17 protein-coding genes are annotated in these 13262 nt (G+C 63.5%); 6 read left to right on the top strand and 11 right to left on the bottom strand.

From position 1 onward, the window contains the following. Positions 1-66: 66 nt before the first annotated feature. The gene (lipB, locus tag AC07NV_RS20160; RefSeq protein ID WP_495168180.1) at positions 67-720 is read left to right on the top strand and encodes a lipoyl(octanoyl) transferase LipB; all 654 of its coding nucleotides are present in this window, start codon (positions 67-69) and stop codon (positions 718-720) included. 9 nt (positions 721-729) lie between these two features. After that, positions 730-1074, top strand: coding sequence for a hypothetical protein (locus AC07NV_RS20155; RefSeq protein WP_495168179.1), 345 nt, complete (start codon positions 730-732; stop codon positions 1072-1074). Positions 1075-1077: 3 nt separating this feature from the next. Here AC07NV_RS20155 and queE read toward each other — a convergent pair whose 3' ends face one another. From queE to AC07NV_RS20110, 9 genes are all read right to left on the bottom strand, one after another. Beyond that, positions 1078-1710 carry a 7-carboxy-7-deazaguanine synthase gene (gene queE / locus AC07NV_RS20150; RefSeq protein ID WP_495168178.1) on the bottom strand — a complete coding sequence of 211 codons (633 nt, stop codon included), beginning with the start codon at positions 1708-1710 and terminating at the stop codon, positions 1078-1080. A gap of 3 nt (positions 1711-1713) precedes the next feature. Then, the gene (gene queC / locus AC07NV_RS20145; protein ID WP_495168177.1) at positions 1714-2406 is read right to left on the bottom strand and encodes a 7-cyano-7-deazaguanine synthase QueC; all 693 of its coding nucleotides are present in this window, start codon (positions 2404-2406) and stop codon (positions 1714-1716) included. 181 nt (positions 2407-2587) lie between these two features. Continuing rightward, positions 2588-2992, bottom strand: a complete 405-nt coding sequence (locus tag AC07NV_RS20140; RefSeq protein ID WP_495168176.1) for a DUF3617 domain-containing protein — start codon at positions 2990-2992, stop codon at positions 2588-2590. A gap of 127 nt (positions 2993-3119) precedes the next feature. Next, the gene (hslO, locus tag AC07NV_RS20135; protein ID WP_495168279.1) at positions 3120-3995 is read right to left on the bottom strand and encodes an Hsp33 family molecular chaperone HslO; all 876 of its coding nucleotides are present in this window, start codon (positions 3993-3995) and stop codon (positions 3120-3122) included. 49 nt (positions 3996-4044) lie between these two features. Then, a complete protein-coding gene (gene argF, locus AC07NV_RS20130) occupies positions 4045-4968 on the bottom strand; it encodes an ornithine carbamoyltransferase (protein WP_495168175.1) in 924 nt (307 codons plus the stop codon). A 102-nt stretch (positions 4969-5070) separates the two neighbouring features. After that, positions 5071-6258: an aspartate aminotransferase family protein gene (locus AC07NV_RS20125; RefSeq protein WP_495168174.1), complete on the bottom strand. Its 1188-nt coding sequence runs from the start codon at positions 6256-6258 to the stop codon at positions 5071-5073. A 117-nt stretch (positions 6259-6375) separates the two neighbouring features. Beyond that, complete coding sequence (locus AC07NV_RS20120; RefSeq protein WP_495168173.1) at positions 6376-7362, bottom strand: LLM class flavin-dependent oxidoreductase; 987 nt, start codon at positions 7360-7362, stop codon at positions 6376-6378. Between the two features lie 89 nt (positions 7363-7451). Continuing rightward, positions 7452-8078 (bottom strand): hypothetical protein, encoded by a 627-nt coding sequence (locus tag AC07NV_RS20115; RefSeq protein ID WP_495168172.1) that lies wholly within the window; start codon positions 8076-8078, stop codon positions 7452-7454. Positions 8079-8159: 81 nt separating this feature from the next. After that, positions 8160-8621 (bottom strand): Lrp/AsnC family transcriptional regulator, encoded by a 462-nt coding sequence (locus AC07NV_RS20110; protein WP_495168171.1) that lies wholly within the window; start codon positions 8619-8621, stop codon positions 8160-8162. A gap of 64 nt (positions 8622-8685) precedes the next feature. Between AC07NV_RS20110 and AC07NV_RS20105 the strand changes: the two genes are divergently transcribed. The 4 genes from AC07NV_RS20105 (at position 8686) to AC07NV_RS20090 (ending at position 11485) form a co-directional block, all read left to right on the top strand. Continuing rightward, positions 8686-9276 (top strand): LysE family translocator, encoded by a 591-nt coding sequence (locus AC07NV_RS20105; RefSeq protein WP_495168170.1) that lies wholly within the window; start codon positions 8686-8688, stop codon positions 9274-9276. Positions 9277-9343: 67 nt separating this feature from the next. Then, entirely contained in the window at positions 9344-10360 is a 1017-nt protein-coding gene (locus AC07NV_RS20100) for an aldo/keto reductase (protein ID WP_495168169.1), read from the top strand. A gap of 62 nt (positions 10361-10422) precedes the next feature. Beyond that, the gene (locus AC07NV_RS20095) at positions 10423-10890 is read left to right on the top strand and encodes a DUF411 domain-containing protein (RefSeq protein WP_495168168.1); all 468 of its coding nucleotides are present in this window, start codon (positions 10423-10425) and stop codon (positions 10888-10890) included. Between the two features lie 31 nt (positions 10891-10921). Then, on the top strand, positions 10922-11485 hold the full coding sequence (locus AC07NV_RS20090; protein ID WP_495168167.1) for a helix-turn-helix domain-containing protein: 564 nt from the start codon (positions 10922-10924) through the stop codon (positions 11483-11485). On the opposite strand, the gene AC07NV_RS20085 is transcribed toward AC07NV_RS20090, so the two are convergent. Both AC07NV_RS20085 and AC07NV_RS20080 read right to left on the bottom strand, forming a co-directional pair. Further along, entirely contained in the window at positions 11482-12351 is an 870-nt protein-coding gene (locus AC07NV_RS20085; protein ID WP_495168166.1) for a dienelactone hydrolase family protein, read from the bottom strand. The genes AC07NV_RS20090 and AC07NV_RS20085 overlap by 4 nt on opposite strands. Before the next feature lie 224 nt (positions 12352-12575). Further along, on the bottom strand, positions 12576-13238 hold the full coding sequence (locus AC07NV_RS20080) for an HAD family hydrolase (RefSeq protein ID WP_495168165.1): 663 nt from the start codon (positions 13236-13238) through the stop codon (positions 12576-12578). Positions 13239-13262: the final 24 nt, after the last annotated feature.

Here is a 13262-nt window from a genome sequence, read left to right as displayed (position 1 = left end):
GCCCTGTCCGCATTTGGTATCGCGCCCCTTGCGCCGGGCGCCGCAGCGGGCCAGATAGCCGGCGCGATGCCTCCCCTTCCCCCACCCGGATGGACCATAAGTCCCGGCTTGACCGACTATGCCGCTGCATTGGCGGACATGGAAACGCGGGCGGCGGCGATCCACGCCGGCGAAGCGGGCGAGCATATCTGGCTGCTCGAACATCCGCCGCTCTACACCGCCGGAACGAGCGCCGATCCTGCAGAGCTGCTCGATCCGCGCTTTCCCGTTTATGACGCGGGCCGCGGCGGGCGTTATACCTATCATGGCCCCGGCCAGCGGGTCGGCTATGTCCAGCTCGACCTGACGCAGCGCGGACGCGACGTGCGCGCCTATGTCTCCGCGCTCGAAGGCTGGGTGATCGACGCGCTGGCGCTGCTCGGCGTCGAGGCGCGCCGCGCCGATGGCCGCATCGGCATCTGGACAGACGACGGACACGGCCGCGAAGCGAAGATCGGCGCGATAGGGGTGCGCGTGAAACGCTGGGTGACACTCCACGGCTTTTCGCTGAATATCGCGCCCGATCTTGCCCATTTCGGCGGCATCGTGCCATGCGGGATCGCCGAATTCCCCGTTACCAGCCTTGCCGCGCTGGGACGGACGGCGTCGTTCGGCGACGTCGATGCGGCGCTCGCGCAAAGCCTGCCCGCCTTTCTCGACAAGCTTCGACCGAGCGATTAGGAACGGCGCATGACCCGGACTTTATTCGCTTCGCTCCTTGTTCTTTCGCTCACCGCCTGCGGTGGCAGCGATTCCGCGGGCAAATCGTCGACCAAGCTCGACGCGGTCGAGGTCCAGCCGGGATCGGTCAGCGATTCGATGATCATCCTCGACGATGCGGTCAGCGACGGTACCGCGGTCGACAACAGCGTGCCCGACGACGGCACGAAAAAGGATGCCGCCAAGACCGGCGACGCAGAAGCCGACGACAAAGCGGCCGACGAGGACGCCGAAGCCGACAATCCCGATGCCGTCGACCTGCCGGTCGCGAAAAAGGCGATCACCGCCGATTCCGCAGCCAAAAAGAGCGAATAGACCCTAGCGCAGCCCCAGATTCTTGTGCGTCTGCAATGACAGGCGCCAGCGCGGATCCTCCATCACCAAATCAATGCACTGCCGGACGTTTTCGGCGGCATTCGGGTCGTCGAGCGGCTGAACGAGCAAATGTCTGAAATCGAGCGCCGCGAGCCGTTCGACGTCGCTGCCCGGCTGCGGCCAGACGAGTTTCAGTTCGTCACCGCTCAACTGCACCAGATCGCTACCCGCCTTTGGGCTGACGCAGATCCAGTCGATGCTGCGCGGGATCGCAAAAGTGCCGTTGCTTTCGATCGCGATCGTGAAACCCCGCGCGTGCAGCGCGTCGATCAGCGCATCGTCGACCTGGAGCATCGGTTCGCCGCCGGTCAGCACGACATAGCGGTCATCGGCGCCCCGCCCCCAGCTTTCGGCAACAACGTCGGCCAGTGCCGCAGCATCCGCATATTTTCCGCCCAGCGTCCCGTCGGTGCCGACAAAATCGGTGTCGCAGAACTTGCAGACGGCCTTGCCGCGATCCTTCTCGCGCCCCGTCCACAGGTTGCAACCGGCAAAGCGGCAGAAGACGGCGCGGCGACCCGCCTGCGCGCCCTCGCCCTGCAACGTCAGGAAAATCTCTTTGACGGCATAGGCCATCGATCAGGGCTCGACGGCGTAGCGGGTCGGGTCGGCAAGCCCGGCGTCGGCAAAGCCCTTGCTGCGCAGGCGGCAGCTATCGCACAGCCCGCAATGAAGCCCGCCCGGCGCCGGGTCATAGCATGACCAGCTTTGACCGGCGTCCATCCCGAGCCGCGCCGCCTCGGCGGCGATATCGGCCTTGGTCATATGCTGAAGCGGCGCATGGATACGAAAGTCGACCCCCTTGTCGCCGTCGCGCGTCGCAAGCCGCGCCAAGGCTTCGAAGCCCGCGATGAATTCGGGGCGGCAGTCAGGATAGCCCGAGTAATCCAGCGCGTTGACCCCGATGACGATGTCCTGCGCACGCCGTGCCTCGGCCAGTCCCAGCGTCAGCGACAGGAAGATAAGGTTGCGCGCCGGCACATAAGTGACGGGAACGTCGCCCCCGACTCCGTCCTTGGGCACGTCGATATCGGCGGTCAGCGCCGAACCGCCGAAACGGCGAAGATCGAGCGGCAGCACGATATGTTCGACCGCACCGACTTCCGCGGCAATGCGTGCGGCCGATTCCAGCTCGACGCGATGACGCTGGTTATAATCGATCGTCAACGCGACGATGCGTGCGCCCGCTTCGCGCGCGAGGCCCGCGCACACCATCGAGTCGAGGCCGCCCGACAAAAGGACGATCAGGGGTTTTCCAGCTATATCCTGCATGCGGCGCCCGATACGCCCGCACCGATAGCGGCGCAAGAGGCGGCTTGCGTCCCATGTACCAAAGAAATGGGCCGCGAGGCGATTGCCGCACGGCCCAGTTCGGCATGAAAGCCGTTAGGGAGGGGCACAAACCGGTGTGCCATACACCCCATTAATGTGCGATGGTTAACATATCGTTCGCTCAACAGCCGCCGGTCCGCCGCGCTTCAATCGCCTGCGAGAAGGGCTTGCCTTCGGCGATGCCCTGCGTGTCGATCTGGACAAGCCGGTTCGTTTCGCTGCGGATACTCGTCCGGCCGTGGCCAGCGCCGGGGCAGGTATAATGGACCGTCACCGAATTCGGCGTATCCTCGATAACATAGCGCGAGCAGTTCGCGCGCGGGTGATAGATCTGGATCATCCGGCGCGCGTCACCGACGCAGATCGTCTGCAACACGGCATCCTTGCCGCGCTCGCGCAGCTGCCAGCTCCCTTTTTCCAGCCGGTCGAGCATTGCCAGCGACGGCGCCTGCGCCGGCACGGCCGTCGCGCCCGCAAGCGCGCACGCGGTGAGAGACCATCGCAGGAAGGGAGAGAAGATCGCCATTTTTACCTATCCATTGGCTGCCCGTAACCGGGCGGAATTGCGACCCCGTTCCGTCCAAGCTAACAATGCGTCGGCCGATTTTCAACCATTTGGCGACAGATTACACCGTTCCATCGCCGACGCGGTATCAGCGATGGGCTGAAATCTCTTCGAGCGGAATCGGGAATATGCGCGAGCAAAAGGCACAGTCGACAACGATGTTGCCGCCATCGTCGGCCATGTCCTGCTGTTCCGATTCAGGAAACTGCGCGAGTACACCCGCGAAATAGCCCGTGCTGCACCGGCAACCACGCGACACGGTGACGCCGGGCTCGACCCGCACTTCATCCTCATGAAACAGGCGCCACGCCAGCGTCTCGAGCGAATAAGCGGGATCGGTGAGTTCTTCGTCCTTCAGCGTCGCGGCGATTGCGTGCGCATGCTCCCATTCGGGATTGTCATGGCGCACATGCAACCGGTCGCGGCCGATCTCGCCCTCGGGAAGATGCTGCAACAGCAATCCGCCGGCGACGCATCCGGCCTCGGCGTCATGCCGCGCAGCAAGCTTGATGAGGCTCGAAATCTGCTCCGACTGCTCGAAATAATGTTCGGCCGCCTCGCCGATCGACGCGCCTTCCAGCGGGACAATGCCCTGATAACGCTCGGCCGTCGCCGCCTGATCAAAGGTGATCGCAAGAAACCCTTCGCCAAACAGAGCGAAGAGCGTCGGATCGGGCCCGACCTCGGCCAACCGCTCGGCATCGAACTTCAGGTAACCGCGCAGCTCGCCGCCGCGATAGTCGCACACCAGCAGTTCGATCGGGCCGCCACCGGTCTGCGCCTGTAACGTCATCTGGCCGCTCTCGTCCTTCAGCGTCGAGCCGAGCAGGACGGTCAGTACCAGCGCTTCGGCCAGCAGCTTTTCAGCGACCGGCGGATAATTATGTGCCGCGATGATCGTCTTCAGCGTCGGCCCGAGCCGCACCAGTCGCCCGCGCACATGGCGCGCGGCGATGGTGAACATCAGAGTCTGGTCGAACCAGGTTTCGATGGTTTCGCTCACTTGTTCGAACTCACAATTTCCCGAACGCCCACAGCAGGATCGACTTTTGCGCATGGACGCGGTTTTCGGCTTCGTCCCATACCCGCGACTGCGGACCGTCGATCACCGCATCGACGACCTCGTCGCCGCGATGTGCAGGCAGGCAGTGGAGGAAAATCGCGTCGCTCTTGGCGCCCGTCATCAGCCGCTCGTCGACCCGATAAGGTGCCATCGCCGCGACCTTGTTGTGCGCATGATCCTGCCCCATCGACACCCAGGTGTCGGTGACGACAAGGTCCGCGCCCGCCACGGCGTCGCGCGCATCGCGGGTAATTTCGACGCGAACACCCTTGGCGCGCGCCGCCTCGACGAAGCCCGCATCGGGATCATAGCCTTGCGGAACACCGGCGCGCACGTGGAAACCGAACAGGCCGGCCGCTTCGATCAGCGAAGCGAGGACATTGTTCCCGTCACCGAGCCAAGCAAGCTCGAGCCCCGGCAACGCCTTGCCGTTCTCGACGATGGTCAGCAGGTCGGCGACGATCTGGCACGGGTGCGACAGGTCGGTCAGCCCGTTGATCACCGGGACCGACGCATGCGCCGCAAGCTCCTCGACCTTCGCATGGTCATCGGTGCGGATCATGATCGCATCGGCATAGCGCGACAGCACACGGGCGGTATCGGCAATCGTCTCGCCGCGCCCGAGCTGGGTCACCCCTGCATCCATGATCATCGGCGTACCGCCAAGCTGACGGATCGCGATGTCGAACGAGGCGCGGGTCCGCGTCGAATTCTTCTCGAACACCATTGCGAGCACATGCCCCGCAAGCGGCGCGTCGGCGTCGACCTGGCCCTTTGGCCAGCCCGCACGCGCCGCCTTGCGATCGATCGCGTCGGCGAGCATCGCCGCGACCGCGTCCCCACCCGCATCGGACAGGTTCAGGAAATGCCGCATGTCCCTATTCTCCGTTCGCATCGAGCGAAGTCGAGATGCCGTGAGGTCGCGCGCTGTCGATGGGTGTCTCGGCTTCGCTCGACACGAACGGAACCAAGAAGGTCATGCTTCAGGCGGCGTGTAACTCGCCGCGCCCGCTGACAGTTTCTCGATGAATTCGGCGATATGGTTTTCGTCGATGTTGAGCGGCGGCAGCACGCGAACGACATTCTCGCCCGCCGCAACGGTCAGCAGCCCGTGGTTGTCGCGCAGATGTGCAACAAACGCGCGGCTGTCCGAGCTGAGCTTGAGGCCAAGCATCAGGCCGACACCGCGTACGCTGTCGAACAGCTGGTCGTGGTTGGGGATCAACTGTTCGAGCGCACCGCGCAGCCGCTCGCCGGTCGCCTTGACCTGATCGAGAAACCCTTCTTCGAGCACGACGTCGAGGACAGCCTGCCCCGCCGCGCATGCAAGCGGATTGCCGCCATAGGTCGAACCATGTGTGCCGATCACCATGCCGCGCGCGGCTTTCTCGGTCGCGAGGGTCGCCCCCATCGGGAAGCCGCCGCCGATGCCCTTGGCACTCGCCATGATGTCGGGGGTGACGCCATAATGTTCATAGGCATAAAGATGCCCGGTGCGCGCAACGCCGCATTGGACTTCGTCGAACACGAGCATCAGGTCGCGCTGGTCGCAGATGTCGCGAAGCCCCTGAAGGAACGGCTGCGACGCGGGGCGAATGCCCCCTTCGCCCTGGATCGGCTCGACCAGGAAGCCCGCCGTATTGTCGTCGACCAGGTCGAGCGCGGCATTGAGATCGTCGAACGGCGCATAAGCGAAGCCGGGGAGCAGCGGGTCGAAACCCTTGCGCAGCTTTTCCTGATTGGTCGCCGAAATCGTGCCGAGCGTCCGGCCGTGGAAGGCGTTGTTGAAGGTGATGAGATTGTGCTTCTCACCATTGCCCGCGCTCGAATGATAGGCGCGCGCGGTCTTGATCGCGCACTCGACCGCCTCGGCGCCCGAGTTGGTCAGGAAAACCGTGTCGGCAAATGTGTTTTCGACGAGCCGCGCGGCATAGGCTTCGCCCTGCGGGCTACCGTACAGGTTCGACACGTGCATCAGCGTCGCTGCCTGCTCCTGAATCGCTTTCGTCAGATGCGGGTGACCATGGCCTAGCAGGTTGACCGCGATGCCGCTCGCGAAGTCCAGATAGCGTTCGCCTCGCTCGCCGATCAGATAGGCGCCTTCGCCGCGTACCGGACGCACAGCGCACCGGGGGTAAACGGGCATCAGCGGCGTGATCGACATAGCAGGCACCTTTCAGGCAAAAGTAAAAAGGCGACCCCGATACGGGCCGCCCTTGGTCGGGCCGCCCCTATACTGCCGCACCCGGAGGTGCGTCAACACGGGGCACGTCCCCTTCGCCTAAAGCGTCTTGCCGGCCTCCATGGTCAGCGCGAGCGAATGTTTGCGCGCATCATGATCGTACATCGACGACGCGACGATCACCTCATCGACCCCGGTGCGCTCGACAAAGGCCTTCAGCCCCGCGGCGATGTCCTCGGCGGTGCCAACCGCCGAGCATTGCAGGACATGGTCAAGAATCGCGCGTGCGTTCGGCGGCAGGCTGTCCTTATAGCCTGCAAGCGGCGGCTGCATCTTGCCCGGATTGCCGGTGCGCAGCGCAACGAACGCCTGCTGCTGCGACGAAGCGAGTAGTTCGGCTTCCTCGCGTGAATCAGCAGCGAAGGCGTTGAAGGCGGCGGCGGCATAAGGCACGGCAAGCTGCGCCGACGGTTTGAACTGGCGGCGATAGATGTCGAGCGCTTCGTCGAGTGCGTCGGGCGCGAAATGGCTGGCGAAGGCATAGGGCAGCCCCAGCATTGCCGCGAGTTGCGCACCAAAGGTGCTCGAGCCCAAAATCCACAGCGGAACATTCGTCCCTTCGCCCGGCACCGCGCGGATGCCAAGCCGGTCGTCGCCAGCAAGGAAAGCTTGAAGCTCGACGACATCCTGTGGGAATTGGCGCTCGTCGCTCGCGAGATTGCGGCGCAGCGCGCGCGCAACGACACCGTCGGAGCCAGGCGCACGCCCAAGGCCCAGATCGACACGGCCGGGGAACAGCGCTTCGAGCGTACCGAACTGCTCGGCGATCACCATCGGGGCATGGTTGGGCAGCATGATGCCGCCCGCGCCGATGCGGATCGTCGAAGTGGCTTGCCCGATATGCGCGAGCACCACCGACGTCGCGGCGCTCGCGATTCCCGTCATGCCGTGATGTTCGGCGACCCAATAGCGTTCGTAGCCGAGCGCCTCGGCATGCCGGGCAAGATCGGCGGCGTTGGCCAGTGATTGGGAGATGGTGCCGGTATCGGTGACGGGCACAAGGTCGAGGAAAGAGAGTTTCGTCATGAAACCGATATGTGGTTCCGAGCCCGCCGCGGCAAGCCCCTGCCCCGCCTGGAGGCATACTCTTGCGAAGCGTGACGCTCAGCGTCGAATCACTGGGCCTTGATCCAGCTCTTCACCGCCGCGTTATAGACCCATGTGCCAAAGGCGATTTCGCCCAGCAATTCGCGGTTCTGCAACCACCGGTCCTGCCGGGGATAGGTCGGCCCGAACAAATCGGCAGCATGATCATCCAGCAGGACAAACTGCTTTTTCTGCCATGTCACCATGTTGGCGAGAAAGGCGATGTTCCGGTTCATCTCCTCGAACGCATCCGGAAGCCCGGCCGGCGCCAAGTCGTATGGAAAAACGAAACGGACAGCATCGCCGTCGAAATCGAACGAGATCGCAAGCGGCGGCGCTTGCCTAACCTCACCATTTTGGGATTTCCAGCTCGTGCTCCTTTGCTTCGTGTCGCCGAACAGTCGCGAAACGACGTCTCTGAGCTTCACATAGGCGTCTTTTCCCATTTCGCTGAAAAAGCCGTCGCTGGCAGACTTCACCGGGCCTGCGAGGATGATCCCGACCAGAACGGGCAGCGCCCATTCGAGGACGTTCTGGGGCCCCGGGTCGGGTGCTTCGAAAATCGCTATGTCGGCGTCGAAAGGTTGCAGGGCGTCGGCCAGTTGCCCAAGCTCCGCGCCCGACAAGGAAGACTGATGAAGCAGTTTGATCGCCATGAGCCCCCCGACACGCCATTGAACTATAGTTTCATTATTCCAGAAGCATTGTGACAGCTACCCCAAACTGACACGGGGTCGTTATGCGCGCTCATCCTTTGGTGAGTCCATCAACACATAGGTAGTGATCGAATGGACCTGCGGCAGCACCCCAAGCACCTCGGTATGGAAATGCTTGTACGCCACAAGATCGGCCGTCTCGACACGCAACAGATATTCGATCGTGCCCGTGATGTTATGGCATTCGCGGACCTCGGGCGCGCCCGCCATTGCCGCCTCGAAACCGACCTGCGATTTTTTCGTGTGCGACGACAGGCCGACCGTCACATAGGCGAGGAAGGTCAATCCGAGTTTCGCCGGATCGATTACTGCGCGATAGCCTTTGATCACTCCGCTGCGCTCGAGCTCCTGTACGCGGCGCAGGCACGCCGACGGGGAAAGTCCGACACGCTCGGCGAGCTCGAGGTTGGAGATTCGCCCGTCGCGCGACAATTCATGCAATATCTTGCGGCCAATAGCATCAATCTTGATCATAGATTGCATAGTCTATCCGATTTAAGGCCATCTTTGCAATCCATTGCACGCCAAAACGCATTATGTTGCGCGTATGAACCAGACCACTCTCCTCGCGCTTTCTGCCTTCGCGCTCGTCTCGTCGATCACGCCGGGCCCGAACAACATGATGCTGATGGCATCGGGGGCCAATTTCGGGCTGCGCCGCACCGTGCCGCACGCACTCGGCGTCGGTTTCGGCTTCACCCTTATGATCGTCCTCGTCGGGGTCGGGCTGATGGGATTGTTCGACCTGTTCCCGGTACTGAACACTGTGCTCAAAGTCGTAAGCGTAGCCTATCTGCTCTGGCTTGCATGGAAGATCGCCAACGCCGCGGCGCCTGACACGGAAGCCGGCGCACGCGGCAAGCCGATGACCTTCGTACAGGCGATGCTGTTCCAGTGGGTCAATCCGAAAGCCTGGTCGATGGCGCTGTCGGCCATCGCGCTCTACGCGCCGGACCGCAACTTCGGCGCGGTACTGCTCGTCGCGGTCGTCTTCGGCATCATCAACCTGCCCTCGACCAGCCTGTGGGCGGTGATGGGTCAGGTGCTGCGCGGCTGGCTGTCCAGCCCGGCGCGGCTGCGCGCCTTCAACTGGACGATGGCGGCGCTTCTGGTGGGCTCGCTCGCGCTGCTGATCTGATCCGATTGCAAGGTTGCATCTCGCAACCTATGGACGGCGCTCCCCTCTTCTGACCGGAGAACAGAACATGCAGAGCCGCCGCCTTGGCAAGAGCGCCATCCATGTGTCCGACATCTGCATGGGAACGATGACCTTCGGCAGTCAGGCCGACGAAGCGACAGCCCTTCGCGTGCTCGACCGCTGCTTCGACGCCGGGATCAATTTCTACGACACCGCCGAGGGCTATCCGGTGCCGCCCGACATTAAATGGGTCGGCCGCACCGAGGAAATCGTCGGGCGCTGGCTGAAAACCAAGCCGCGCGACGCGATCATCCTTGCGACCAAGGTGTCGGGACCAAGCCACGTCTGGTTCAAGTCGCCCTGCCGGAACGGCATGACCGCGCTCGACCGCCACAATATCATGAAGGCGGTCGACGACAGCCTGACCCGGCTGCAGACCGACTATATCGATCTCTACCAGACGCACTGGCCCGACCATGATGCGCCCTATGACGAGATGATGGACGCGCTCGACGAACTCGTCCGCGCCGGTAAGGTCCGGATCCTTGGCTGCTCGAACGAGACGAGCTGGGGGCTGATGAAGTCGCTCGCGGCGTCGGAGAAGCTCGGCGGCGCGCGCTATCATACGATCCAGAATAATTTCAGCCTCAACAATCGTCGCTTCGAGGACGAACTCAAGCAGGTCTGCCGGCAGGAGGGCGTCAGCCTGATCCCCTATTCGCCGCTCGCGGGCGGGGTATTGTCGGGCAAATATCAGGGTGGCGCGCGGCCCGAAGGCGCACGTTTCTCCCGCTACCTCGGCATGGAAGGCCGACAGGCCGAGATGGGCCGCCGCTTCGTCAATGAAAAGAGCCTCGCCGCGACCGAGCGCTATCTGGCGATCGCCGCCGAAGCCGGACTCCATCCGGTGACGATGGCGACCGCCTGGTCGAAACAACATGACTTCGTCGCCTCGACGATCGTCGGGGTCAGCGCCGACGATCAGGTCGACCCGATCCTCGATGCGATGGACCTGGTGCTCGGCGACGATGTGATGAAGGCGCTGCACAAGGTCAGCAAGGACATCCTCTACCCGATGGGATGAGGCGCTTGTGCGTCGGCGGCGGCAACTGCTATGCTGCGGGTCATGTTTTCAGGGAGTTTTCGATGTCGCCCATCCACCGTTCCTTGCTCGCTCTCGCACTTCTGACCGGAACGGCGGGCGCGGCCCACGCCGCGAACCCGACGATGTTCCGCGACGCAGGCTGCGGTTGCTGCCTCAAATGGCTCGAGCAGGTGAAGGCATCGTTCGGGCAGAAGGCCGTCGTCGTCAATTCGCCCGACATGACCGCGGTGAAGGACAAACAGGGTGTGCCGCAGGCGCTGCGCAGCTGCCATACCGTGCTCGTCGGCGGCTATGTGATCGAGGGTCATGTTCCGGCCAAGGAGATCACCCGCCTGCTCCGCGAAAAACCGAAGGGCGTGAAGGGCCTGGCCGTCGCCGGCATGCCGACGGGTTCGCCCGGCATGGAGCATGGCGACCACCGCGAGGCATATAAGGTCATGACGTTCGGCCCCGCCGGCCAGCGCGTCTACGCAAGCTATGCTGCGAGCGGCGGGGCGCACGCACACTGATCGGATCGCGGGGGCAACGATGCTTTTCCCCATGGCCATCCTCGACAAGATCCGGACCGGCGAGGTCACGCTGGCGTTCCGGCGATGGCGCAGGCCGACGGTGAAGGCGGGCGGACGGCTCCGTACCGCGGTGGGTGAGCTGGCGATCGATAGCGTCGCGCCGTGCGAAGAAACCAGCATCACCGAGGACGACGCACGGGCGGCGGGATTTGCCGACCGCGACAGGCTGCTCACCGGACTTCGGCGACGGGACGAAGGCAAGTTGTACCGCATCGCCGTACATTTCGCCGGAGCCGACAACCGCGTCGCACTGCGCGAGCAGGACGACCTATCTTCCGCAGATATCGACACGATCGGCGCGCGACTGGCAAAGCTCGACAACAACGCCGACCGCCCGTGGACGATCGCCGTCCTGCAACATATCGCGGACCACGAAGGTCTGACAGCGCGCGAAATCGCAGCGGCCCTCGACATCGAAAAAGCGGTCCTCAAGCCGAACATCCGCAAACTCAAGGAGCTGGGCCTCACCGAAAGCCTCGAGACCGGTTATCGCCTGTCGCCACGCGGGAAGGCCGCACTCGAAAGACTTGCCTAGAGACTGGCCTTGAACAGTTCGAGCATCCGTCCCCACGCCTTTTCGGCGGCGGCCTCGTTATAGGCGCGGCCGTCGGGCGGGCACCATCCATGCATCGCGCCGGCATAAACCTCGACCTCGTGCCACTGCTTGCGCGGTTCGAGCACCGCTTTCAGCAGCACCTTCTCGTTCGGGGCTTCCTTGTCGTCATTGTCGGCGATCGCGAACAGATAGCCCGCATTGGTTTTCGGGATCAGCAGATGGGGGCTGTCGGGCTTGTCGGTGCCGACCCCGCCGCCATGGAAGCTCCCCGCCGCACCGACGCGATCGGGCTTCAACGCCGCCGTATAGATCGTCATCGCGCCGCCCATGCAATAGCCCGTGGTGCCGAGTTTGCGTTTGGTGTCGACCTCTTTCTGCGCATCGAGGAAGGCGAGATGCGCGGTCGCATCGGTGGTGACGAGTTCCTGGTTGAGCTGCTTCAGATAGCCGAACAATTTCTCGCGGATCGCGGGATCGCTGAAATCGTTCGCGGCATCGACCACCGGCGATTTCTGCCAGCGGTAGAAGGGATTGACGCAAAGCACCGCATATCCCTCACCCGCCAGTCGGTCGGCCATCTGGCGAAACGCCGGACGCAGCCCGCGAATGTCGGGCCAGATCAGCACGCCCGGATGCTTTCCGCTTGCCGGTGCGACGAAATAGGCATCGGCAGTGCCGTCGGCGGTCTTGATCGCAACGTCGCGGCCCTTCACCGGCTTGCCCGCCATGGCATGCACCGGCAGCATCGTCGCAAGCGCGCCCGCACCGGCAAGCGCGGTGAAGCTGCGCCGCCCGACGGGCAGGCCTGCGCGGTCAAGATCAGCTTCCGTGTCCTCGGTGCACATATCTCTCTCCTCGAAGGGCGATTTTCGAAAAGCGGCAGAAAACTGCGCAACTTCACTCTGGAATCACCTTTTCAGCCCGGTCACGCGGGCAAGGGGCGAAGCTTAACCGTGCATGCTTTTGTAGGACAGAGGTTTTTGGCGGATCCCCTTCGTCATCCCCGCGAAAGCGGGAACCCAGCGAGCAGGCGTTGCAACTGGGTTCCCGCTTTTGCGGGAATGACGAGTTAGAGAGTGAGAGCCATCACCTCATCGAACGACATCGCCACATGATGCACGCCGACTTCGCGCAGCATCGCGCCATGGCCCGCACGATCGACGATATGCCCCGCGCCGCAAAAACCGACGACCGTCATCCCTGCCGCAAGCGCTGCCTGCGCACCGGTCGGCGAATCCTCGATCGCGAGGCACGCGGCTGGATCGACCGCCAACCCCTTCGCCGCAGCGAGATAGATATCGGGATGCGGCTTGCCACGGTCCCAACCGTCGGCGCTATAGACATGCTCGCCGAAATGATGGCCGAGCCCGAACAGCCCGAGCGCCCAGCCGATATATTCGGCCCGGCTCGACGAGGCGATTGCACGGGGCATCACGCCCAGCGTATCGAGAAACGCCGGGACACCGGGCACGGGGTTGAAACCTTCCATATATCTGGCACGGGCTCGCTCGCGGTGGGTTTCGCGGAAATCGACGGGCAACGCGCGGCCGAAACGCGCGACGATGCGCCGTTCGGTCTCTTGCCAATTGTGGCCATAATAATCGCGCAGGCAGTCGTCATATGTCGTCGGCAAGCCCGCGGCCGTCAGGCTTTCGGACAGCGAAAGATTCGCGCGAACCTCGCTGTCGGCAATGACGCCGTCGAAGTCGAAAATGATCGCCGCGAAGGTCATGCGAATCCTACAATCTTCATACTT

The organism is Sphingopyxis sp. GW821-FHT10B01 (genome assembly GCF_059415685.1).
Note: the sequence above shows the minus strand (reverse complement) of the source record. Positions and strands in the feature narration are given on the sequence as shown.

What these genes read in the sequence shown, in the direction of transcription:
- lipB (WP_495168180.1), top strand. Translation starts at nt 67, where the DNA reads ATGCCTCCCCTTCCCCCACCCGGATGGACCATAAGTCCCGGCTTGACC.
- AC07NV_RS20155 (WP_495168179.1), top strand. Translation starts at nt 730, where the DNA reads ATGACCCGGACTTTATTCGCTTCGCTCCTTGTTCTTTCGCTCACCGCC.
- queE (WP_495168178.1), bottom strand. Translation starts at nt 1,710, where the DNA reads ATGGCCTATGCCGTCAAAGAGATTTTCCTGACGTTGCAGGGCGAGGGC.
- queC (WP_495168177.1), bottom strand. Translation starts at nt 2,406, where the DNA reads ATGCAGGATATAGCTGGAAAACCCCTGATCGTCCTTTTGTCGGGCGGC.
- AC07NV_RS20140 (WP_495168176.1), bottom strand. Translation starts at nt 2,992, where the DNA reads ATGGCGATCTTCTCTCCCTTCCTGCGATGGTCTCTCACCGCGTGCGCG.
- hslO (WP_495168279.1), bottom strand. Translation starts at nt 3,995, where the DNA reads ATGTTCACCATCGCCGCGCGCCATGTGCGCGGGCGACTGGTGCGGCTC.
- argF (WP_495168175.1), bottom strand. Translation starts at nt 4,968, where the DNA reads ATGCGGCATTTCCTGAACCTGTCCGATGCGGGTGGGGACGCGGTCGCG.
- AC07NV_RS20125 (WP_495168174.1), bottom strand. Translation starts at nt 6,258, where the DNA reads ATGTCGATCACGCCGCTGATGCCCGTTTACCCCCGGTGCGCTGTGCGT.
- AC07NV_RS20120 (WP_495168173.1), bottom strand. Translation starts at nt 7,362, where the DNA reads ATGACGAAACTCTCTTTCCTCGACCTTGTGCCCGTCACCGATACCGGC.
- AC07NV_RS20115 (WP_495168172.1), bottom strand. Translation starts at nt 8,078, where the DNA reads ATGGCGATCAAACTGCTTCATCAGTCTTCCTTGTCGGGCGCGGAGCTT.
- AC07NV_RS20110 (WP_495168171.1), bottom strand. Translation starts at nt 8,621, where the DNA reads ATGCAATCTATGATCAAGATTGATGCTATTGGCCGCAAGATATTGCAT.
- AC07NV_RS20105 (WP_495168170.1), top strand. Translation starts at nt 8,686, where the DNA reads ATGAACCAGACCACTCTCCTCGCGCTTTCTGCCTTCGCGCTCGTCTCG.
- AC07NV_RS20100 (WP_495168169.1), top strand. Translation starts at nt 9,344, where the DNA reads ATGCAGAGCCGCCGCCTTGGCAAGAGCGCCATCCATGTGTCCGACATC.
- AC07NV_RS20095 (WP_495168168.1), top strand. Translation starts at nt 10,423, where the DNA reads ATGTCGCCCATCCACCGTTCCTTGCTCGCTCTCGCACTTCTGACCGGA.
- AC07NV_RS20090 (WP_495168167.1), top strand. Translation starts at nt 10,922, where the DNA reads ATGGCCATCCTCGACAAGATCCGGACCGGCGAGGTCACGCTGGCGTTC.
- AC07NV_RS20085 (WP_495168166.1), bottom strand. Translation starts at nt 12,351, where the DNA reads ATGTGCACCGAGGACACGGAAGCTGATCTTGACCGCGCAGGCCTGCCC.
- AC07NV_RS20080 (WP_495168165.1), bottom strand. Translation starts at nt 13,238, where the DNA reads ATGACCTTCGCGGCGATCATTTTCGACTTCGACGGCGTCATTGCCGAC.